At 60.5% G+C, this 20,545-nt stretch carries 20 protein-coding genes and 1 tRNA gene; 10 read left to right on the forward strand and 11 right to left on the reverse strand.

Translation table 11 applies throughout. The annotated features are described in order from the left end of the window. Positions 1-12 precede the first annotated feature (12 nt). From WG939_RS07530 to WG939_RS07545, 4 genes are read right to left on the reverse strand one after another with little or no spacing between them, the layout of a single operon-like run. The gene (locus tag WG939_RS07530) at positions 13-3,312 is read right to left on the reverse strand and encodes an arabinosyltransferase domain-containing protein (protein WP_339984292.1); all 3,300 of its coding nucleotides are present in this window, start codon (positions 3,310-3,312) and stop codon (positions 13-15) included. Positions 3,313-3,323: 11 nt separating this feature from the next. Continuing rightward, entirely contained in the window at positions 3,324-5,258 is a 1,935-nt protein-coding gene (locus WG939_RS07535) for a galactan 5-O-arabinofuranosyltransferase (protein ID WP_339984294.1), read from the reverse strand. A 14-nt stretch (positions 5,259-5,272) separates the two neighbouring features. Continuing rightward, complete coding sequence (locus tag WG939_RS07540) at positions 5,273-6,016, reverse strand: decaprenylphospho-beta-D-erythro-pentofuranosid-2-ulose 2-reductase (protein WP_339984296.1); 744 nt, start codon at positions 6,014-6,016, stop codon at positions 5,273-5,275. Beyond that, entirely contained in the window at positions 6,017-7,408 is a 1,392-nt protein-coding gene (locus WG939_RS07545) for an FAD-binding oxidoreductase (protein ID WP_339984298.1), read from the reverse strand. 194 nt (positions 7,409-7,602) lie between these two features. Between WG939_RS07545 and WG939_RS07550 the strand changes: the two genes are divergently transcribed. Beyond that, positions 7,603-7,746 carry a hypothetical protein gene (locus WG939_RS07550; protein ID WP_339984300.1) on the forward strand — a complete coding sequence of 48 codons (144 nt, stop codon included), beginning with the start codon at positions 7,603-7,605 and terminating at the stop codon, positions 7,744-7,746. 3 nt (positions 7,747-7,749) lie between these two features. Here the strand turns inward: WG939_RS07550 and WG939_RS07555 are convergent, their stop codons facing one another. Beyond that, positions 7,750-7,977 (reverse strand): hypothetical protein, encoded by a 228-nt coding sequence (locus tag WG939_RS07555; protein WP_339984302.1) that lies wholly within the window; start codon positions 7,975-7,977, stop codon positions 7,750-7,752. A gap of 18 nt (positions 7,978-7,995) precedes the next feature. On the opposite strand from WG939_RS07555, the gene WG939_RS07560 reads away from it, so the two are divergent. The 4 genes from WG939_RS07560 (at position 7,996) to WG939_RS07575 (ending at position 10,704) form a co-directional block, all read left to right on the forward strand. Then, positions 7,996-8,385 (forward strand): hypothetical protein, encoded by a 390-nt coding sequence (locus WG939_RS07560; RefSeq protein ID WP_339984304.1) that lies wholly within the window; start codon positions 7,996-7,998, stop codon positions 8,383-8,385. Between the two features lie 17 nt (positions 8,386-8,402). Next, complete coding sequence (locus WG939_RS07565) at positions 8,403-9,431, forward strand: hypothetical protein (protein WP_339984306.1); 1,029 nt, start codon at positions 8,403-8,405, stop codon at positions 9,429-9,431. A gap of 23 nt (positions 9,432-9,454) precedes the next feature. Beyond that, entirely contained in the window at positions 9,455-10,201 is a 747-nt protein-coding gene (locus tag WG939_RS07570) for a hypothetical protein (RefSeq protein ID WP_339984308.1), read from the forward strand. A gap of 116 nt (positions 10,202-10,317) precedes the next feature. After that, the gene (locus tag WG939_RS07575; RefSeq protein WP_339984559.1) at positions 10,318-10,704 is read left to right on the forward strand and encodes a GtrA family protein; all 387 of its coding nucleotides are present in this window, start codon (positions 10,318-10,320) and stop codon (positions 10,702-10,704) included. Here the strand turns inward: WG939_RS07575 and glfT1 are convergent. From glfT1 to wzm, 3 genes are read right to left on the reverse strand one after another with little or no spacing between them, the layout of a single operon-like run. Further along, positions 10,701-11,597 carry a galactofuranosyltransferase GlfT1 gene (gene glfT1 / locus WG939_RS07580; RefSeq protein ID WP_339984310.1) on the reverse strand — a complete coding sequence of 299 codons (897 nt, stop codon included), beginning with the start codon at positions 11,595-11,597 and terminating at the stop codon, positions 10,701-10,703. The genes WG939_RS07575 and glfT1 overlap by 4 nt on opposite strands. Continuing rightward, positions 11,598-12,389 carry a galactan export ABC transporter ATP-binding subunit Wzt/RfbE gene (gene wzt, locus WG939_RS07585; RefSeq protein WP_339984312.1) on the reverse strand — a complete coding sequence of 264 codons (792 nt, stop codon included), beginning with the start codon at positions 12,387-12,389 and terminating at the stop codon, positions 11,598-11,600. A 12-nt stretch (positions 12,390-12,401) separates the two neighbouring features. Next, positions 12,402-13,250, reverse strand: a complete 849-nt coding sequence (gene wzm / locus WG939_RS07590) for a galactan export ABC transporter permease subunit Wzm/RfbD (RefSeq protein WP_339984314.1) — start codon at positions 13,248-13,250, stop codon at positions 12,402-12,404. A 96-nt stretch (positions 13,251-13,346) separates the two neighbouring features. On the opposite strand from wzm, the gene WG939_RS07595 reads away from it, so the two are divergent. After that, a complete protein-coding gene (locus WG939_RS07595) occupies positions 13,347-14,588 on the forward strand; it encodes an aminotransferase class V-fold PLP-dependent enzyme (protein WP_339984316.1) in 1,242 nt (413 codons plus the stop codon). On the opposite strand, the gene WG939_RS07600 is transcribed toward WG939_RS07595, so the two are convergent. After that, entirely contained in the window at positions 14,560-15,756 is a 1,197-nt protein-coding gene (locus WG939_RS07600) for a hypothetical protein (RefSeq protein ID WP_339984318.1), read from the reverse strand. The genes WG939_RS07595 and WG939_RS07600 overlap by 29 nt on opposite strands. Positions 15,757-15,767: 11 nt before the next feature. Beyond that, a complete protein-coding gene (locus tag WG939_RS07605; protein ID WP_339984320.1) occupies positions 15,768-16,709 on the reverse strand; it encodes an NAD(P)H-quinone oxidoreductase in 942 nt (313 codons plus the stop codon). A 78-nt stretch (positions 16,710-16,787) separates the two neighbouring features. Here WG939_RS07605 and WG939_RS07610 point away from each other — a divergent pair. The 4 genes from WG939_RS07610 (at position 16,788) to WG939_RS07625 (ending at position 19,298) form a co-directional block, all read left to right on the forward strand. Continuing rightward, positions 16,788-16,875: transfer RNA gene (locus tag WG939_RS07610), tRNA-Ser, on the forward strand. Positions 16,876-17,137: 262 nt separating this feature from the next. After that, a complete protein-coding gene (locus WG939_RS07615; protein WP_339984322.1) occupies positions 17,138-17,710 on the forward strand; it encodes a hypothetical protein in 573 nt (190 codons plus the stop codon). A gap of 81 nt (positions 17,711-17,791) precedes the next feature. Next, positions 17,792-18,346: a hypothetical protein gene (locus tag WG939_RS07620; RefSeq protein WP_339984324.1), complete on the forward strand. Its 555-nt coding sequence runs from the start codon at positions 17,792-17,794 to the stop codon at positions 18,344-18,346. A 25-nt stretch (positions 18,347-18,371) separates the two neighbouring features. Next, entirely contained in the window at positions 18,372-19,298 is a 927-nt protein-coding gene (locus WG939_RS07625) for a lipase family alpha/beta hydrolase (RefSeq protein ID WP_339984326.1), read from the forward strand. Here WG939_RS07625 and WG939_RS07630 read toward each other — a convergent pair. Then, a complete protein-coding gene (locus WG939_RS07630; RefSeq protein ID WP_339984328.1) occupies positions 19,295-20,545 on the reverse strand; it encodes an LCP family protein in 1,251 nt (416 codons plus the stop codon). The genes WG939_RS07625 and WG939_RS07630 overlap by 4 nt on opposite strands.

Genomic DNA, 20,545 nt, shown 5'->3' on the forward strand with positions numbered 1-20,545 from the left:
TCTGCTTGATCATTACTCTGCGGTTTGCATCGGTCCTGGGTTCCAGAGGCCGGAGCGCTGGATCACGCGGTGGTCGATGACGGCCTCGTCAGGTGCTTCGCCTCGCGTGTTGGTGCGCGGGGTGTAGCGGGTGATGGAGCCCCAGTCGCGGTGCCAGTCGTCCTTCAGGTAGCCAGGGATTTCAACAGAGGTGTTGACTGCTTCGGTCACGCCGAGCACGCCGCCACCTGCGTAGTCCATCACTGGAGACAGGGTGACCTTGCCTGGGTGGTCTGGGGCGACGCGGAACTTCGGCAGCTCTGCGACGCCGGCGAAGTGACCGAAGGTGCGCTGGCAAGGGAACTGCAGTGCAACGGCCCAGTCGAGCAGGCCTGGGTCTTCGGAGCCGATGACGTCGTTCAGCGACTCGAGTTCAGGCGCGCGTGGTGGCAGGAATGCGAGCCACTGCTCTGGGTCGAGGTTGCTGTCCTCGGCCACGATGCGCACCGCGTTTGCCTCTTCTGGGATGGCAGACATCGGGACGCGCAGGTTACGCCACGATGGGGTTGGTCCGATATCGAGTGGTTCGAACTTGCCCACATTGGTGACGGAGGACCCGTTGACGGTGGCGTACTCCACGATCAGCTTCTGGCCCTTTTGCTCCACGCCGTTGATGTCGTGGTGGTAGATGCGGCCGGCAGCGGAGATGACCACCAGTGGGGTCTTTTCGGATCGCTGCGGCAGCTTGTACCAGGAGCTGGTCAATTCACCTGGGAACTGTGGGCCCTCGGTGAAGGAACCGACCACTGGGATCTTGGTGTGGTCGAGGCCGAATGGCAACTGGGCCTTGGAGCCGTTGACGCCGAGGTCGTCGCGGACGCCACCGGAGTTACCGGTCTGCTGGCCGCCGCCGGTTTCCGTGGTGTCTTCCTTAGCGGTCGCGCCGCCAATGGTGCCTTCGGATTTCTCCACGCCCACGGCCTCCGCGTTGATGGAGGTTGGGATGTTGTTGGCTCCGAAGCCACGCGGATCATTGGCTTCCAGAGACTCACCGAGCGGGGTGCCGTCGACCGTCTCGAGGAAGGAGTCGTTGGAGTTGGTCTCCAGCATGGCGTCGTTGGCCAGCGCGCAGTGATCGCCCGCGGCCGCGCGGATGTTGCCGAGGCCGACCGAGTACGCCGGGTACTGGGACACGAAACCCTTACCGAGGCTAGCCACAGTGAACACAAGCACCAGCGCGGACACCACTGCGATTGGGGACGCAGCCAGTCCCTGGAAGCGCTGCAAACGCGCGCTTTGCGACGCCCGCAGTTCCTCCAACTCGCCCGCAGCTTCCGCCTGCGCGGTGCGAACGTCGGAAATGAAGGACTGCACCACGCCGATGAGCAGCACCAGCAGCGAGATGCCCAGCATGACGCTGGAGGCCTCGATGCCCTTGAGCTGGACCGTCTTGTCGTACCAAGGGATGCCGAAACTGGAGATGTACCACCAACCATTCGGGCCGGAGAGGCAGAACGCCAGCACGAAGAGAATGCCACCGAACAACAGGGTGCGGGAGCGCGCAGACTTGAGCGCCATGTGGGACAGGGCTACTGCTGCCAGGCCTGCCATGGCAGCGCCGATGCCTGCCCACACGCCGAAGTGGTGGGTCCACTTGGTTGGGGTGAACATCATGAAGAATAGGGTGCCCAGGAAGGTGAGCAGCAGGCGCAGCGATGGCCCCTGCGCGGATCCTGGAACGCGGCCGTTGCGCAGCATGGAGGCAAGCACCAGGGCGACGGAGACGAACACCATGATCACGGCGAAACGACGCGTGAAGGAGCCGTCCACCGTCTGGCCCATGAGGGATTCGTAGCGAACCCATTCCATGTACCACGCCAGGGCAGGACCCTTGTCCGCGCGGACGCGGATGGCTTCCACCACGGTGGTGAGCGTCTGGTCGCCGAACACCGCGAGCAAAATAGCGGTGCCTGCAGCCAGGAACGGCGCGATCATGGCCATAGCAGCCGGGAAGGTGCCCTTGCCACCGTGAGGGGCGCCCAGCAGTGGCAGGCGTCGATAAATGATGCGGATCAGGCTGGAAAGGCCAGCCAGCAGCGCGGCGACAGCCATGAGGCCGGTAGGGCCAGCGCCGAGCGACAGGGTGGCCACGATGACCGCGATGGCGGCTGGCAGCAGACGGGAGGTTGCGATGGCGCGCTCCATGCACACCCAGGTCAGCAGCGCGCCGAGGGCGATCACTGGCTCTGGGCGGGTGCCGTTGTTGTAGACGATCCAGAAGCTCAGGAAGGAGAACGCCGCAGTCCAGTGCGCTACTCGACGATCGCCAATGCGGGTGCCCAGGCGAGGCAGCACCTCGCGGGTGATGAGCAACCACACAATCCAGCCAGCAAGAAGTGCAGGCAGACGCATCCAAATCGAGCTGGTGGACACGCGGGCCATCACGGAGAGCAAGTCATAGTATGGCGCGCCGAATGGGGACTCGGGGACGCCGAACCAACGGTAGTAGTTGGCCATGTAGCCCGAGTCGTGGGACAGGCGGGCCATGGTGAGCAGGTAGCCGTCGTCTGCAGTGTTGGCACCGATGAAGTGCCACAGCAGGAGGATGCCGCCGACGAGGCCGTCGAGAGGCTTGAACTTCCACCACTCCGGCGGGAAGAAGTTGCGGGAGCGACGGCCGTCGAGAATGTCCATGCGGTGCAGGCACCACAGGGCGACGATGAGGCAGGCCACGCCCAGGAACATGGCCGCGTACTTGATCAGGCTCGGGCTGGACGTGAAGCGGGAGTTGATCTCGACGTGGGCGTTGATGCCGTCGACGTGCTCCTCGCTAGGCAGGTCAGTGTAGATGCCCGTGAGCTGCGGGCGGACATCGCCTTCGACGACCTCCGTCTTATCGCCAAGCTTGACGGTAGTTTCCGTGGCAGTGGAGTGAACCTCCAGTACGCCACCCGCAGGAATCTTGTCTTTAGGGACGCTGAGCGGGACGCGGTCACGAACGATGACGTCCAGACCTTGCGCGGTGGAGCGGACGAACATGCCACGGGCGGTGGCGTCCTTGGAATCTGCAGGCAAAGTGCCCAGCACCATCCACTCATGGTCCGGGAGCTTATCGGCTGCGCTCACCGGCACCTTCAGAGTGATCTCCTGCGGGGCATAGGACAGCAGTGGGGCATTGACGCTGTTCAAGCCCTTTTGTGGCCAGTCAAACGACGACTGCGTTTGACTAACCGGGAGGAAAGGCGTGAGGACGAAGAGAAGAAATCCGGCCAGGCCTGAAATGATTGCGGTGGACTTTAACCAGTTCGGGGCTAGGTTGGCTGCTTTTGACACAAGTATTTACTCTACGTCACTGGCTTAACAACCACCACAAATGGACCTACCTGCTTGAGAGCCCATCCGGCGAAAACCTCCGGGTTAAAGTACACGCCGCGGGAGCGGACATTCGGATTATTTGGGTAGATATCTTCGGCGAGATCGTACTTCCACTTGCTCTCCGGGTCAGTGCTATCACCGTGCAGGATGAACACCTGCGGGGCAGGCCAGGGCGCCTTGGCAACCTCAGCCTGGAACGCTGCCGGATCCTTCAAATCCTTGTGGGAGCGGGTCGCCCACTGTTCGATGAGGTCGTTGCGGACCTCGAATTCTCCGAGTGGGTTGGCGTAGTGGCTCGTGAAGGCCTGGAAACCGTAGTACGGGTGGAAGGAGAAGAAGTCTTTCGAGTCCGTCAGCACGACAGTCTTGGTCGGCTCGTAGCCCTGTTCCTTAATGAAGGCGTCGATCTCCGGGTAGTACTTTGCAGAATCAGCCGGGAAGCGGTCAGCGCGTTCGCCATTGCCGTCGGTGTCGGTGTACGCGAGGTCAATGGCCACCTTGTTGCGGTCTGGAATCTTCTGGGCGTAGACGATGCCTCCGGCCAGCAGGACGACCAGCATCAGCGCCGTCATTTTCAGCTGCAGCTTCGCATCGCTTGGGTCGGAAAGGAATCGAGAAGCATTATTGAGCCGGAACTCAGCGATGCCGAGCACGCCAGCGGTAGCCATGATCACGGCCACTAGGATGTCGAGGCGGAAGCCGAGAAGAGTGTTGCCGGTCAAGGTGAACACCATGGAAGCGATCACCCAGCAGTACACCACGATCAAGGTCAGCGCCATCGCACGGACGTCATGACGGTCGAAGTGGAAGATCAAGAACGCCAGGCCGATGAGACACAAACCACCGATGAGCGTGAAAGAAAAGAACGGCATCGGCACCTGAGTGCCTTCCCACGGCAGGTAGTGGGTCGCGCTGGAGCCACTGGTTGGGGCGCCGGAGAGCACCTTCCACAGGTACGGGCCCCACGCGAGCGCCGCAATGGCCATGGAGCTGATACCAACGACGAACAGCTTGATCACCGGGCCCCAGGAACGCTCAACCACGACGGCGTACAGCATAGCGATCGCCACGACGCTGAGCGCAATGGCAGCCGTGAAAATGGTGTACGTAGCGGCGGAAAGGCCGAGGTAAACCGCAAGGCCAGCAGCGCCGGTCCACTTGTTTGCCAGGGCGTGCGCCATCATCACGGAGGCGGCAGGGACGCCCATCGCCACGATGCCGGCATAAGGCTCTTCTGGGCTCATCACCAGGAAGATAGACATCGTGACCAGCGCAATTCCGACGGCCACTGGCAGGCTACCGGCTAGTCGCTGCCATACGGGCACCAGCACGCAGCCCATCATGGCGATGGACACGATCGCCCAAGGCTGATATGCCTCCCAGCCCGTAAGTCCCAACAGGTTGGCAAAGCGACCACCGAAGAAGAACCAGCCGGCCGGGTAGAAGGTTGGCAGGCCCATGTAGTTCATGTCCCCAAGCCCGAATTCCGCGGTGGTACGGGTGAGGAATTGGGTGCGGAATCCCTGGTCAACGGTCACGCCGTCGAGGTACAGGCGGGTTGCGGACAGTGGCAGGGCGATGGTTGCCACCACGAGCGCCGCCGGGGAAAGGTAGCTCACCAGGTAGGTGAGGATCTTTCGCCAGCGCGGGGTTTCTTTCCCTAGCTGGCCGTCGCGGAGCCAGAAAAATGTGAGGACGCCGACGACCAGGAGGATGAGGACGACTCCTGCCGTCGATAAGGCGCGGGAGACGTAAGAACCACCAAACGCTGGCAAGTTGGTCGTCTTGATGACGAACCAGCATGCCAGCGTGAAGAGGAAGCCACCGAGGGTGGCTGCGAACATCGCGAGGAGGGTGGAGCGGAAGCTGAGTCGATCAGCGGTGAATTTCTCGTCGACGTTCATATTCTCTCTACATATTAGATGGGCAACTTTCGGAAAATTGGCTTAGGAACGTGCTGGAGTGCGAGCATGACCAGCTGGAATGCTGGGTGAATCCACAGCTCTTCCTTGCGGTTAAGCACACCAGACACCACTGCCTTGGCCACGTCTTCGCGGTTGACGGTCAGCGGAGCTTCCTTCACACCTGCGCTCATCTTAGTGCGCACCTGGCCCGGACGGACAACCAGAACGTTGATGCCGAACTCGCGCAGTGCCTCGCCGAGCTGGGTGTAGAAGCCGTCGAAGCCCGCCTTGGTGGAGCCGTAGACGAAGTTGGAGCGGCGAACCTTCACGCCAGCGACCGAGCTCAGCGCCACGATCGTGCCGTGCTGCTGCTGCTTCATGCGCTCCGCGAGCAGCACGCCCACGGACACAGCGCCGGTGTAGTTGATCTGTGCGGCTTCCACGGCCTTGGCCTGGTTCTGCCACTGCTCTTCGTTGTCGCCGAGCACGCCGAAAGCGACGATAGCAACGTCGATGTCGCCCTCGATCTTCTCGAACAAAGCTGGGTGCGCATCAAAGTCGGTGGCGTCGAACTCGAGGAACTCCGCCGTACCGCCGAGCTTTTCGACGGCCGCGATTGCGCTTTCTGGCTTGGTGCGGTTAGCCAACGTGACCTTGGCTGGGCCCTTGGACAGGAACTCTTCGACGATTGCGAGTCCGATGTCAGAGTTGCCACCCAGTAACAGGATGTGTTGTGGCTTGCCTACTGCGTTCAGCATTTACTTTCCTCCCAGTTCGAGGCGTCGGGACATGTCGGAGGCGAAGACGCCGGTTGGGTCGATCTCGTTGCGGATCTTCAGCCAGCCTTCCATGCCTGGGTACATCTTGTGGAAGTTCTCCGCAGAGGTGCGGGATTCCTTGGCCAGGTAGAGGCGACCGCCGAATTCCATGACGCGCTTGTCGAGGTCGTCGAGGAACTTGCCGAGGCCCGGCTTGATTGGGAAGTCGACACAGACGTTCCAGCCTGGCATTGGGTAGGACAGTGGAGCCTTGTTGCCCTCGCCGAACAGCTTGAACACGTTCAGTGCGGAGTAGTGACCGGACTTCTGAATGTCCTTGACGATCTCCTTGAATGGCTCCACAGCTTCGCGTGGGACCACGAACTGGTACTGCAGGAAGCCCTTCTTGCCGTAGCCACGGTTCCACTCACCAATGAGGTCAAGTGGCTGGTAGAACTGCGTCAGGTTCTGGACCTGGTTCTTGTACTTGCCGGACTTGATCCACCACAGCTCACCGATGGTGATCATGGTCAGCTTGTTCATGGTGAAGCTTGGGAAGATGTCTGGCACAGTGACCAGCTGTGGAGCGTTGAACTTCAGCGGATCCTTGGCCAGCTTCGGGTTCAGCTCTTCCAGCTGTGCGAGCGTTGCCAGGGAGCCACGGGAGATGGCTGCACGACCCAGCTTTGGCTCTGGGGAGATAGCGTCGAACCAGGCGGAAGAATAGGTGTAGTTCTTCTCGGAGCCGTCGGAGTGGAACTCGATGGTTTCGTCCAGGTTTGCGGTGAGATCGCCGTCTGCGATGAAGTAGGCGGTCTCGGTGCGGGTCATCTTGATGCGGGCGCGCAGGATGATGCCGGTAAGGCCCATGCCACCGACGGTGGCCCAGAAGAGCTCACCCTTTGGATCGTCTGGGGTGCCTTCTGGCTCCAGGTGCAGGATGCGGCCGTCGGCCACCAGAAGTTCCATGGAGACGACGTGGTCGCCGAAGGAACCTGCAGAGTGGTGGTTCTTGCCGTGGATGTCTGGTCCGATTGCGCCGCCGATGGTGACCTGGCGGGTGCCTGGCAGAACCGGAACCCAGAGGCCGTAAGGCAGGGCTGCCTTCATCAGCTGGTCAAGAGTGACACCGCCGTCGACGTCGACAATGGCGGTTTCGGTGTCAATGGAGTGGATCTGGTTAACCGGCTGCATATCGACAACCAATCCACCTGCGTTTTGGGCTGGGTCACCGTAGGAACGGCCCATACCGCGGGGAATGATGCCGCGGTCGTTCTTCTCTGCAGCTTCCTTGACTGCGCGAACGATCTGCTCCACGTCCGGCGTGGACAATACCTGCGCAGTTGTAGGGGCAGTGCGGCCCCAACCTGTCAGTACTTGTTGAGTAATCACGACCTCAAGGCTACTCGCGTTTGACGCCGGTCGCTTGTCCCCACAAATGGGGGGTCGCTCACATTTTTGGGTTCTCGAGCTGAACTGGAGTTTCGGCAGAAGTTATAAGATCCCATCAATCTGGGTTGCTTGAAGCCTGCTGACGTGTCCTGCAACACTGGGCACTCCAACCAACCAACAAGAAAGGATTCATCATGGATCTCGGACTTCTGTTTGATGGCATCGTTAACTCTGTCAAGGCTCTCTTCGAGGTAGCTACCGGCTCTGCAGAGGGCATCTTCGCTACCGTTGAGTACCTCTTCGACAACACCTCTTCTGCACTGGGCTCCTCTAAGTAAGAGCTAGTACAGGTCTAGAAGGTCCCGGATTTCCTTGGGCAGGTCTTCCTGCTTGGTGATCGTGGGCCCTTCATAGCTTTCCAGGATTTCGTAGACCCGAACGCGGGCCACGGAATCAAGGAGAGGTAGTTCCTGGGCCAGCATCATCGTGAGCTCATTGCTCAGCGGTGTGTTGGTCATTTCCGCAGCCGTGTGTTCGGTTGCGGTTTTTTTCTTCATAAATCCGAACATGAGGCCATACTAGTAGGTATGGACGATCTAATTTTGAGTGTTTCTGTGGGCGTTGCCACTGCGCTGCGCAAGCCGTGGTCTCGATTGGGTGCGCTGGCCGCTGGTGTTGGCGCCGTCGCAGTCATTAATTCCGTTGACGATGATCCAACGAATGACCCAGCTGTGGTCATCGACCGCGTGCGTCAGCGCATCGGCGATATCGGCGACGAGCCGGGCCCAAGCTCCGATATGCCAGCTGGTGATCTGGGCTCCCCAGTACGCACCTGGGCGATTATCGGCGGCGCTGTTCTCGGTTTGATTGGTCTTGCGAAGATCGATCAAAAGGTTTTGAAGAAGACCCCTTCTCGTGTCGCTGCGGGCCTGGTCACGGGCACCGCCACTTACTTGTACTGCCAAAGTGTCGCTTAGCGCTTAGCATTCGAAGCGTGAGCTTCGTTCCAGTTTCTGATCCCACCAAGCAGCGCCCGCTGCGTCGCGAACCTGCGACGCCGGGCCAAGCTGTGCTGGTGCATGCGGTCAGTGGCTCTGCTTGGCGACGCCTCCGCGTCCCCAGCGACATTGGAATGGAGCGTTTCGCCCGTATCCTGCAGCTCGCTTTTGACGTTGTGGAGCCTGCCGAGCACGCGTTCTTGCAGCTAGATGGCTCGGAACAAGGTGCGCCCGTCGTCATGCCCGCGCCCACTTTGGTGCGCTTTGACGCGGCCGGAACTCCCTCTGAGACCGTGATGCTTGGAGAGTTGCTGCGGGTGGCTGACCTGCGGTTCGTGGAGAAGTTTTCCGAGCCGCTGGTCATCGACATTTCTCTGGTGTCTGAGCTGCAGCGCTCGCCACGCCTGGAGACGCTCTGCATCGATGGCGAAGGCGCCATCAACGGGCAGTCCTTTGACATTAAGTCCGTGAACCGCGAGCTCGACGCCGAACGTTGGGTCTTTGCCAAGATGAGCGAGGTCAAGCCGAGCCTGCAGGACTTGATCTTCCGCACTGGCATGTGGGAGACCGCGCAGCTCGTGGCGTTCCTCAACATCGATTCGCCACCCGAGGTGACAGAAGCGGAAGCAGCGAAAATGATCGCCCCGCTGCTCGCCGACACCCGCCTGGTGGAACTGCTCGACCTTGATGACGAGCGCCTCGGCCTTACCACCGCCCTGGACAAGTGGCACCACATCGCCCACCGCCTGCCCGTCGAACGAGACACCCGTGGAAACGATGCCGCATGGCTCCGCCTCATCGCCCTCATTTCCTCCATGCCGTTCGGCGCCGCCACGACATTCATCCTCGAGGGCATGGCCTGGACAGGACAGCGAATGACGCTTGCCGAGGTGGATTCCCTCACTCGTCAAACAATGGATGTGCTCCGCGCGCTCGGGGTGATTGTGGGCGATGACCTGGTACTTGGTGGCGCTTTGTCCAAGCCACGCCGCGAATTCCTGCGGATGGTCCTCGGCGGGTCTTAGCATCCTTCACTACGCTGGGGCCTATGCGTTCCTTGATTCTGTGGGCCGGGGTGCGAGGCACCAATGTTTACCGGCATATCGGAGTCAATGACACCATGTGCCTCCGCGAGCTACGCCACGTCCTCGACGTCTGCTTCGGCTTCGACACCGCCGAACCCGCCACCTTCCCCGGCCTCGATGCCGATTCCCTAATCCCGGACGTATTCACCTACGAGTGGGGCCTGTGGACCGTCGACATCCGCATCATCGACGCCTACCCGCGCGACGAAGGCACACCCCGCGCCCTCTGCATCGGTGGCACCGGCACGCTTATCGACGACTTCGACCTCGCCACAGTCAACACGGAACTAACCGGCAGGGAAACCATCTCAGCTGTCCTTTCCCTTGCCCACCCGGAGCTTCGCGACCTCATCGAACGAGGCTCCCTCTACGACTTCGTGCCACTTCTGCAGGCCATCGACCTGCGCCAAGCATTTGGATCCTCACTTGGCCTTCCAGTTGAGCGTTCGCAGGCCGCACGCGACGCCTTTTGGGTGACGGTACTTGTGCTCTCGTGTTTCAGCGAACCTTCAACTTCCGATCAACTCCTGGAAGGCACCATGGCCGAGCTTGGTTGGGTCGAGGACGATGGCTCTCCACTGAAAGCCCCGGCGATTAGGGCGCTGTGCGCGGAGTCCTTGGCTCGATTGGCCTCGCTCGGCGGATATGGGCGCCGGGCGAAATCTCCGGTCGACCGGCTGGAGATTTATCGGAACCTGTTGGCGGGCTAGTGATTCTTCCTGGCGAGATTTCCCCCGTGAGATTGCCGAATTTCGCTAGTTTCTGACAATTTCGCGGGGGAAATCCCGGCCGACCGAGCTTAGCGGTAGGCTACACCAACGTGGATATGAAAACGCAAAGCTACCGCTTCATCATTTCTGGCGTGATTTCGGCTGTGGTCGACTTCGGCTTTACCCTGCTCACGCAGTTCCTCTTCGGAGTGGCAGCCTCGAGGGCCCGTCTGGTGGGCTTCATTTTCGGCACCATCACGGCCTACATCATCAATCGTCGCTGGACTTTCCAGGCCGATCACTCCTGGAAGCGCCTCATTTACGTGGCCGTGCTCTACACGATTACTGGCTGGCTGAACATGACACTGTACGGCAACGGCTTCCACTTCCTGGAGCCAAACATGCACAAGTACATTGCAGCGACCATCGCCTTCGTGTTTGCTCAGGGCATCGCCACGGTGATCAATTTCTTCGCGCAGCGGATGTTCATTTTTAAGAACTAAGGCCGCTCAAACCTCTCCAGCCTGCCTTGGCGGTGCAGGCGGAACCATTCCTTGAAACCGGCAAAATCTCGCTCCTGCACCAGGAAGAACCACGCGAAGCGCGCGTATTCCTGTGGCAGGAGTTTGCGCATTCCTGGCTGGTTCATGAGGTAACCGCGGTTGCGGTAGGTGAAGAAGCGCTTGGATTCCGACGATGGGTATTGGGTGTGCATGCGCCCGCCGAGGATTGGCTTGAATTCGTCGGAGCCGTTTGGATGCAGGTAGGCGCAGGTCAGGCAGGTGCCGAATGGGAGGCCGGAACGGACCAAGCGGCGGTGGTATTCGACTTCGTCGCCGCGGATGAAGAGGCGGTAGTCGGGGACACCGATCTGTTCCATGGCGGATGCGGAAATCAAGGCGCCGTTGAACAGGGAGGCAATTCCTGGCAGGAACCCGGACCCGAGTTCGGAACGAGAGCGTCGCCAGGTCAGGCCACGGCGCAGCGGGAATGCCAAACTTTCCGGAGCAGCTTTGTCCACAACTACCGGGGATACTTCCGCCAGCCCGTGTTTCAGAGCGCAGTCGTACAGGGAAGCCAGTACATTAGCGTCCTCTGGGCGACCGTCGTCGTCGGCGCACCAGATGGCGTCGGCGCCCAGCGCCAAAGCGGTGAGGAATCCGTAAGCAAAGCCGCCGGCGCCGCCGAGGTTGGTGTGGGAAGCAAGGTAGACACCACGATCTCCGCATACCTGGGAGACCAGGGATGCCACGGCCTCTTCGCAGCCGTTGTCCACCACGATGATCCACTCGACCGGGCGGGTCTGAGCTGCAACAACTTCGAGGGATTCGCGCAACATCTCGACGCGCTTGTGCGTGACGATGACGGCGGCGACGCGGTCAGACTTGGACAGCATTTAGGATTCCTCTTCCATTCGCTTCAGCAGGCGACGCACATGATCGGCCGCACCCTTACCTTCGTATGCTTCCACGACATCGGGAACACTGCCAGCCTGACGAATGGTGCCGTGGTCGACCCAGAGCGCGGTGTCGCAGAGCTGGGCCAGGAAGTCGTTCGAGTGGGAGGCAAACACGAGGATGCCGGAGCGCTTCACGAGCTCCTGCAGACGGGTCCTAGCCTTAGCCATGAACGCGGCGTCGACAGCGCCGATGCCTTCGTCGAGAAGCAAAATTTCGGGCTCGATCGAGGTGACCACGCCGAGCGCGAGGCGGATGCGCATACCGGTGGAGTAGGTGCGCAGTGGCATGGCGAGGTATTCGCCGAGCTCGGAGAATTCGGCGATCTCGTCGATTTTCGCCTTCATCTGCTTGCGGGTCTGGCCGAGGAATAGGCCTCGGATGATGATGTTTTCGTAGCCGGAGATTTCCGGGTCCATGCCGACGCCAAGGTCGAAGACTGGGGCGACGCGGCCCCGGATGTGCGCGGAGCCACGGGTTGGCTCGTAGATGCCGGAGAGCAGGCGCAACAGGGTGGACTTGCCGGCGCCGTTGTGGCCGACGAGGCCGACGCGGTCGCCTTCGCGCAGGTGCAGGTTGATGTCCTTGAGCGCCTCGACGACGACAGTGTTCTGCGCATTACGCCCGATAGCGCCACCGGCAGCGCCGAGGAAGGCCTTCTTCATGGAGCGGGACTTGGCGTCGAAGATAGGGAAGTCGACGCAGGCGTTGTGGGTATCGATAGAAACCATGGGAAATTCTCCTTATACCCAGTAGCTGACGCGGTAGCGCCACTTCTTCATTGCGAGCATCGCCAGGATCAGGCCGCCGACGGTGCAGCCGAGGACAACGTACCAGTGGTACATCGGCAGGGGAGCGCCGATGAGGGGGGCGCGGACGACCTCCATGTAGTGGTACAGCGGGTTGAGCTCAACGATCCGGGCGCGGGTTTGCATCTCCGGACCTGCGCTCTTGAGTGTCGCGGTGGTCCACACGATTGGCGTGACGTAGAACAGCAACTGGACGAGCGCCTCGAGGAGAGGAGCGACGTCGCGATAGCGGGTGGCCACGATGCCGAAGAACATCGCGACCCACACGCCGTTGACAATGAGCAGCAGCAGCGCCGGGATGGCCAGCAGCAGATCCCAGCCCAGCGGGCGTGGGAAGATCAGCATCAGAACCAGCCAAATCACCATGTTGTGCAGCAGGAACAGGGTCTGGCGCCACACCAGGCGGTACACGTGCACCGACAACGCCGAAGGCAACTGCTTAATCAGGCCTTCGTTGTCGATGAAGATGTCCGCGCCTTCCTTGATCGCACCGGAGATGAAACCCCACATGATCAGGCCCACCGTCACGTGTGGCAGGAATTCTGCCAACGGGATGCGGAAGAGCAGCGAGTACAGCAAACCGAGGGCGAGGGCCATCACGCCGGTGGCGATGGTGATCCACAGTGGGCCGAGGACGGAGCGGCGGTAGCGCTGCTTGATGTCCTGCCAGCCGAGCTGCAACCACAACTCATGCTGATTAAATCCGCGCACGAGGTCCGCCCACGCTGCCGAAAAGGTCTGGGAACGGGAGGCTGGAGCATCGGTTTCGTCGACGCGGGTCATCCGCTCTAGTATTGCTGCATTGTCTGACACCCTTATGAGCCTAGCGGTCGCTGTATGCTGGTTCGGGTAAGCGGGTGCCCAATCCAAGGAGTTTTTATGTTCGATGTCGCCTATGTGAGAGGTCATTACACCTCTCTCAGCGACGGTTGGACGTACCTAAACGCCCATGTCCAAGCGCAAATCCCTGAGCGGGTTTCCGCCTCCGTGGCCACGGCATTCCGCACCAGCCCGCTTTTCGACGTCCACAGCCCAGCATCCGGATCCCACTCCCGATCCCCGGAGCAGTTTTCCAGCATCGGCGCGAGCCACATTGCCTCTGCGAGGGCAGCGATCGCTGACCTGACTGGCGCAACTCCGGACCGGGTCGTTCTTGGCCCAAGCAAGCAGGTATTGCTCGAAACACTGGCTGCCGCGATGAAGCCGCGACTGCGTCGCACCACCCAGGTCGTGCTCAATCGCATTGATCCGGAGAGCACCAATGCGCCTTTCCTGCGCAGCGACGCCACCGTGGCCTGGGCAGAACCGGATCTGGGCACCGGTGAGCTTCCTGCTTGGCAATACGAGCACGTTGTTCAGGGCTCAACCCGGCTGGTCGTTGTCCCGGCAGCTCACGAACTCACGGGCACCGTGACTGACGTTGCTGCGATCTCCGATATCGTGCGTTCTCGTTCCCGGGCCTGGCTGCTCGTTGATGCTTCTGCGGTCGCTCCCTACAGGGCAGTGTCCATCGACGACTGGGGTGCGGACATCCTCGTCGTCGAGTGCGCCCCGCTCGGTGGGCCACACCTGGCGGCTTTGGTATTCCGCGACACCTCGATGTTCCCGCGCCTGAAGGCGGTGAACCCGGCAGGGGGCGTCGATAAGGCGGAGAAGCTGGAGCTCGGTGCTATTTCGCCTGGGCTGGCCGGTGGCGTGGCGGCGATCGTCGATCACTATGCGGGGTTTGCCGCGCCGGGCGGCACGCGGGCGACGCGACTGGGGCGGGCGATGACCGATCTGAATCGCTATTCGCGGGAGATCACTCGTCACCTGATTAATTCTTTGCTGGGGCTGCCGAGTGTGCATGTTTTGGGCATCACGGGCGATGCCGCTGGGGCTGACGCGATGCACCTTGATCGGGTGCCGCGTGTGTCCTTCATGGTGCGGGGTGTGCCAGCGCCGACTGTGCAAAAGCGCCTACTCACCAATGGTTTGGTGACGGAGCTGAGCCCGCGCGATCCGCTACTCGAAGCAATGGGTGCTTTCGAGGAAGGTGGCGCGATTACGGTGTCGCTCGCGCCGTACAACACTCTCAGCGATATCGATCAGCTCACGCGCGTGCTGGCGTCGCTGGCGTAGCCGTAGCCATTAGGCGTCGCCACCAGATGACGGTGGTAAGCAGCAGCACGAACATCAGCAGGTTCCTGCTGGCCAGGGCTAAGGTAGGCAGGAAATCTGGGTCGTTGGTCATCAGGCTGTCGTAGTGGCCTGGGTAAACGTATTGGGTCAGCCACACAATCAGCAGCACTAGCGCGGCGTTGATCTTGGCAAGCAGCGTCGGCTTGAAACACAAAATGACGGCCGTGATTGGGGCGAGCCACACCATGTACTGCGGGGAAAAGACCTTGTTGGTCACGAGCACCGCCATGATCAGCACCATGGCCAGCCCGATTGCTTCCTGGGAGCGCCAGGTGCTGCGCAGCAAGCGGCGAAGAACCACGATCGCTGCGCACAATACTGTCAGGTACAGGGCTGCGCTGGCCACATGGGTGGCTACCTCGACGCCGGGGCCGGTGATTTCAAAGCTCTTCGATTCCGCGTAACGGATCGTGTACTCTCCGCCGCCACGGGAAGCGAGAACGATGAATGGGGTGGCCGCGATGGATTCGATCTGCAAGCCGCGCTCCGCCTGGTAATCAAGCGGCGAAAGAAGCCGGTCAAGGCCCTGGGTGACGATCGTGATCCCGGCCATCGTCGCCATGGTGCCCACGAAGACTGCGATGCGGATCCAGGACTGCTTGCTCTTGAAGTGGCCCACCAAGGACGCCGCGAGGACGCCCGGCCACAACTTCATCATCGTGGCCGCAGCGAGCACTGCTGCAGAGGCCCGCGGGTGCGTGGCCAGCAGGTAAGCGAACACGCCCACAAGCAGGCCGGGGATGAGGTCGAGGCGAGTGAGGAAGATTGGGCCGACGACCAGTCCAAACGCCACCCAAAATGCGCCTGCGAGATAGTGCTTGCGGTGGATCAGCAACGCGAGGAAGAGGAAATCCAGGATGAGGATGAATGCCACATAGGTGTGTTCCATGCCGGCTTGGGTGTCTGGCGCGATGCGGTCGACCATGCGGAGCAGCCACAGGTTGGCCTCCGGGTATTCCTTGAGCGCCACGCCACCGCTGCGCTCTTTGGCGAGTTCCTTGAAGTAATAGTGGACGTCACCAAAAATCCAGCGCTGCGGGCCGAAGGTCTGTTTTACCATCAGCCATCGGCTCAGCGCCCAACCGGCAATAAGAACGACGAAAGGCACGGGCTTAGATATTAGGCGACGGTCAGGACGATTTTGCCCGCCACGCTGCCTTCCTTGAGCATTTGGTGCGCCTTGGCAGCCTCTTCCAATGGGAGTGTGGTGGTCAGGTGATGCTTGATCTTGCCTTCCTTGATAAGTGGCCACACGGTGTTTTCCGTGTCCTTCACAATTCGGGCCTTGTCGGCAAGATCGCGGGCGCGCAGCGCAGTGGCGGAAATGCTGCCACGCTTGGTCAGTAGCCTGCCGATATTCAGCTCGCCCTTCACACCGCCCTGCATGCCGATGATGATCAAATGCCCGTCCATCGCCAGCGCCTTGACGTTGGCCTCAAGGTACTTGGCTCCCATGATGTCGAGGATGACATCGCACTTGTTCTTCATGACCTCCGCGAAGTCCTCTTCCTTGTAGTTGATGAGGATGTCCGCGCCGAGCTGCTTACACACTTCCAGCTTCTCGGCGCTGCCAGCGGTCACGGCCACGGTGCAGCCGAGCGCCTTGGCGTACTGAATGGCAAAGGTGCCAATTCCGCCTGCACCACCATGGATGAGCAACGTGTCGCCCTGCTTCAGCCCAGCGAGCTGCATGTTTGAATGCACTGTGCAGGCGACCTCCACGATCGATGCAGCCTCCGCCATCGAGTAGCCCTCAGGCAGGCTCATCAGTTGTCCTTCCGGAACAGCCACGTACTCGGCGTAGCCACCGCCGGCCAACAAGCAGGCCACCTGCTCGCCCGCTTTGCGACGAGTATCGCCCGCATCCACGATCTCGCCCGAGCACTCGAGTCCCATGATTTCGCTCGCGCCGGGAGGTGGTGGATAGTGGCCGGCGGCCTGCAGGATATCGCCGCGGTTGACGCCGGTGGCATGTACTTTGACCAGGACTTCTCCCGGTTTCAGCTCGGGCTTTGGGACATCGGTGATTGTAAGGTCGTGTTCGATTGAAATAGCTCTCATGGGCCCAACACTACGCAAAATGGCGTTCCGGCAAGTGGATACGTTATTATTTCTTCCATTGCCTTCCCAAGAGGCAATGGAAGTGTGGCAGAGCGGCCGAATGCACTGGTCTTGAAAACCAGCGATGGGAAACTATCCGGGGGTTCAAATCCCTCCACTTCCGCCAAAAGTAGAACCCAGCTCATTGAAAAGGGCTGGGTCTTATTTGTTATTCATTAGTGTGGCTTCACAACTTGCATAAGGTGAATCTATACTTGTGACTGGTTGATGTCAGCAGGTGCTGGCTGTGGGGGTGGGGGTTGCTAATGGAAGGAAACCCCACTTCGGTGTCGGTATGTGGGTGAATCTAAAGGGCTAGGAATGTCTCTTAAATTCCAAAGCGTCAGCTAAGCTACCTTTTTACATTCACATATCCGTAGGCAGGGCTTATGCAAGGCAACTCCCACTCCTTAAGCAGGGATCAACTTGTCGCATACCTAGCAGTCTTTTCCATTGTTGCAGTGATCGTCACGCGAGCGCTGGTGTTCACTATCGCGCTAGACAGTACGCCGTTGCTGCTGGTCATGACCGCCGTCAGCTCGCTCACCTGGGTATGCCTGTGGCTGTGGTTTAAGGAGTACGCGCCTATCGTGGCAATGTTGGCCATGGCCTCCTACCTGGCTGGCCGAATGGTGCGCTTCGGAGAAACAGTTTCTACCTGGAATGACGCGAACTCTTTCTATCATCAGACACAGAAGTGGTCGCTCACCCAATGGCTTGTCATCCTCGCATTCGCATTGCTGTCCGTAGCCATGGCAAAAAGTGGACGAGTTTCTCCCGTCTTGTTGTGGGTCGTTGGACTCTACTGCGCAGTTTCTACCGCACGCGTCGTGCTGGCAGGCTACACCCATCTTGGTGAATACACTGCACTGACCTTCGCCAGGAACTTGTTCGGGGGTGCTTCCTACATCGGGTTGGGTGTCTTCTTCCTGATTGAGATCTTTAGGCGTCGAGAAGCGTGAAGCCTTTAGTGGCCGCACCAAGCCTCTGGACGGCTTAGAATTAGTCCACTCATTGATGACCGGCGGAAACGAGGTAGCAGCGTGCTAAAACTCGATGAACGCGTGCTCTCCGCCGTGACTGCCATCGCTCTCGTGGTGTTTTTGCTGTCCCGCGCCATTGGTTTTGCCTGGTCCGACAAAGGATCCATCGCGATCATCTCGATGACTATTGGCGGGGTAATCGTCTGGCTGTGTTTTCTGCTGTGGTTTGCCCGCCGGGTACCGGTTACCGCAACGCTCGCCTTCGTAACTTATGTGATGAGCCGACTAGTGGGTTTGAGCCGATTTGGCGAGTATTGGGTCGATTCCCGTTCCTTTTACGTGCATGATGGCACCTGGGTGCTGGCGGAAATCCTGGTTGGTATCGCCTTTGCCTTGCTCGCCTACGCGCTGTGGCGCACCCATTATTTCCCAATCCCCGTTGTGGCCATTTTCCTCATCTATATCGGCGTCACGATTGTGCGCGCCCTCGGCGTCGATCAGCTGGATATCGGCACCTACGCCACTATGACTTTCGTCCGCAATCTTTCTGGCGGCGTGTGCTACTGCTACCTCATGGCCTACTTCTTTATCGAATCCCGCATACCGAAGCATTAAGGGCGCCACGGGCTATGCTGAGTGCGTGAAGAAAGCGCTCATCCTTGCTCTGATCCTGTTTTTCGGTGCCGCCCCAGCCCACGCGGTGCCCACGCCCCTGACCGACAACGGCTTTCCGACGGGCGGGACCGGTGGCATCCACCCAATGCCGGCGGGCGCCGCGCTGCAAGAGCTATTCCAGCCCGGGCTCACCCCGGTTGGTGCCAATGATTTCTCCTGCAAACCAGCCAAGGGGCAGCGCCCGGTGATTTTGATTCCTGGCACGACGGGTAGCGCGTTCAACTCCTTCTCTGGGATGGCCCCGGTACTGAAGGGCGAGGGGCTGTGCGTGTTCACCTTCAACCACAATCCGTTGGGCTTCAGCTCGCAGGTGAGCTTTGCAGGCGATATTGCAGATTCGGCGCGGATGCTGGGGACGGTCGTCGACAAGGTGCTCGAAAGCACCGGCGCCGAGCAGGTTGATCTGGTGGGTTGGTCGCAGGGTGGCGGGCCACTGCCGGTGTTTTACATCAATAAGCTCGGCGGGGCGGAAAAGGTGCACAAAGTTGTGGGCGTTGTGCCTTCGCACCACGGCACGAATTTCTGGTTGGTGCACGACTATGCGCAGCGCAACCCGGCAGTGCGGGCCGACTTTGACAACTTCGGCGCGGCAGTAAACGGGTTGGCTCTAGCGCAACAGCTGGCAGGTTCGGAGTTCATGAATGATCTGTACAGCGAGCCGGTGCGTGCGGAATACATGAACATCGCGACGCAGTTTGATCAGATCGTGCTGCCTTACTCGAACTCGTACCTGGAAGGCTCCGATAATCGCCTGGTGCAGGACTATTGCCCAGGTCGGCAGACCACGCACCTCAACGCTACTTATGATCCGGTGGTACATGCGTTGGTTCTGGAAGGGCTAAGCGGGGTGCCGCGGCCAAAGAATTGCGCGGCGCCCGTGCCGGTCATTTAGCGCAGCGGGCCGAGGAGAGCCTCGGTGCCGGCCTCGTCCCAGAGCACCACGGAACCGACTGCGGTATCGGCAAAACCACCCACTGGAATTGTTTCGGTCTTCACTCCGCCCTTCAGCGCGAGAGCCACGCGGGCTAGGTGCCACGTGTGGTCCTTCTCGCCGACGATGAACGCGGAACCAGTCTCGGAAATCAACGGGATCGTGCGGAACGGATTTGCGATAGTTGCAGGTGACGTCGATTTATCCATCAAGGCGGCGAAGAACTTACGCTGTCGCTCAACGCGATCCAGGTCGCCCATCGGGGTGGCGCGCGTACGGACGTAACTCAGCGCCGTTGGGCCGTCCATTTTCTGGCACCCGGCATCGAGGTACAGGCTGATGACGTCATCGGCAATCGGTTCGTCCACGCAGATTTCTACGCCACCGACGGCATCGACCATGCCGGAGAATCCGCCGAAGCCGATCTCCGCATAGTGGTCAATCCGCAGGCCTGTGGACTGCTCCACAGTCTGGGCGAGCAGCTGCGGGCCACCGATGGTGAAGGCAGAGTTGATCTTGTCCTCACCATGGCCAGGAATATTGACGTAAGAGTCACGCGGGATCGAAACAAGCGTTGCCTGCCCATTGGAAGGGATGTGTAGCAACATGATCGTGTCGGTACGGCCAATGCCGATGTCGCCACCGGTGTTGAGCTTGGCAATCTCTTCTTCGCTCAGACCCTGCCGGGAATCCGAGCCGACAAGCAGCCAGTTCGTTCCAGCTGTATTGGCTAGGCGCTGGTCGGGGAGGGCTTCCACGCGGGTGAGCTTGGTGTCCGCCCACAGGAAGATGCCACCGATCAAAAGGAAAGTGATGAGCAGTAGTGCTCCGACGCCACGCATGCAGCCCTTTGCCGGATTGCGTCGTGGCTTGGTAGGGCGATAGGCCGGGCGAGGCGCAGGTTGCTGTGGCCGGTAACTCTGGCTCTGGCGTGGCTGCTGCCGTGGTTGGTACTGCGGGCGTTCGTATCGCGGGCGTGGCGTTTCCTGGCGCGGGCGCTCCGATTGAGCAGGTGGAATGTACTGGCGTGGGCGCTCAGGTTCTTGGCGGCCCACCCGTGGCATATCCACCTCTGTACGGTCAGTGCGTGGCCGCCGGCGCGGTGGCTGAGACATGCGCGTGCCCGGACGCTTGCGCACGGGACGACCGTAACGGTCCAGAATCGGGTTGCCGTTGCGGTCGCGTGCAATGTCGTCGCCGTGAGTCAT

Origin of the sequence: Corynebacterium sp. H130 (assembly GCF_037572395.1) — a bacterium.
In the GTDB taxonomy this organism is placed as follows: Bacteria; Actinomycetota; Actinomycetes; order Mycobacteriales; family Mycobacteriaceae; genus Corynebacterium.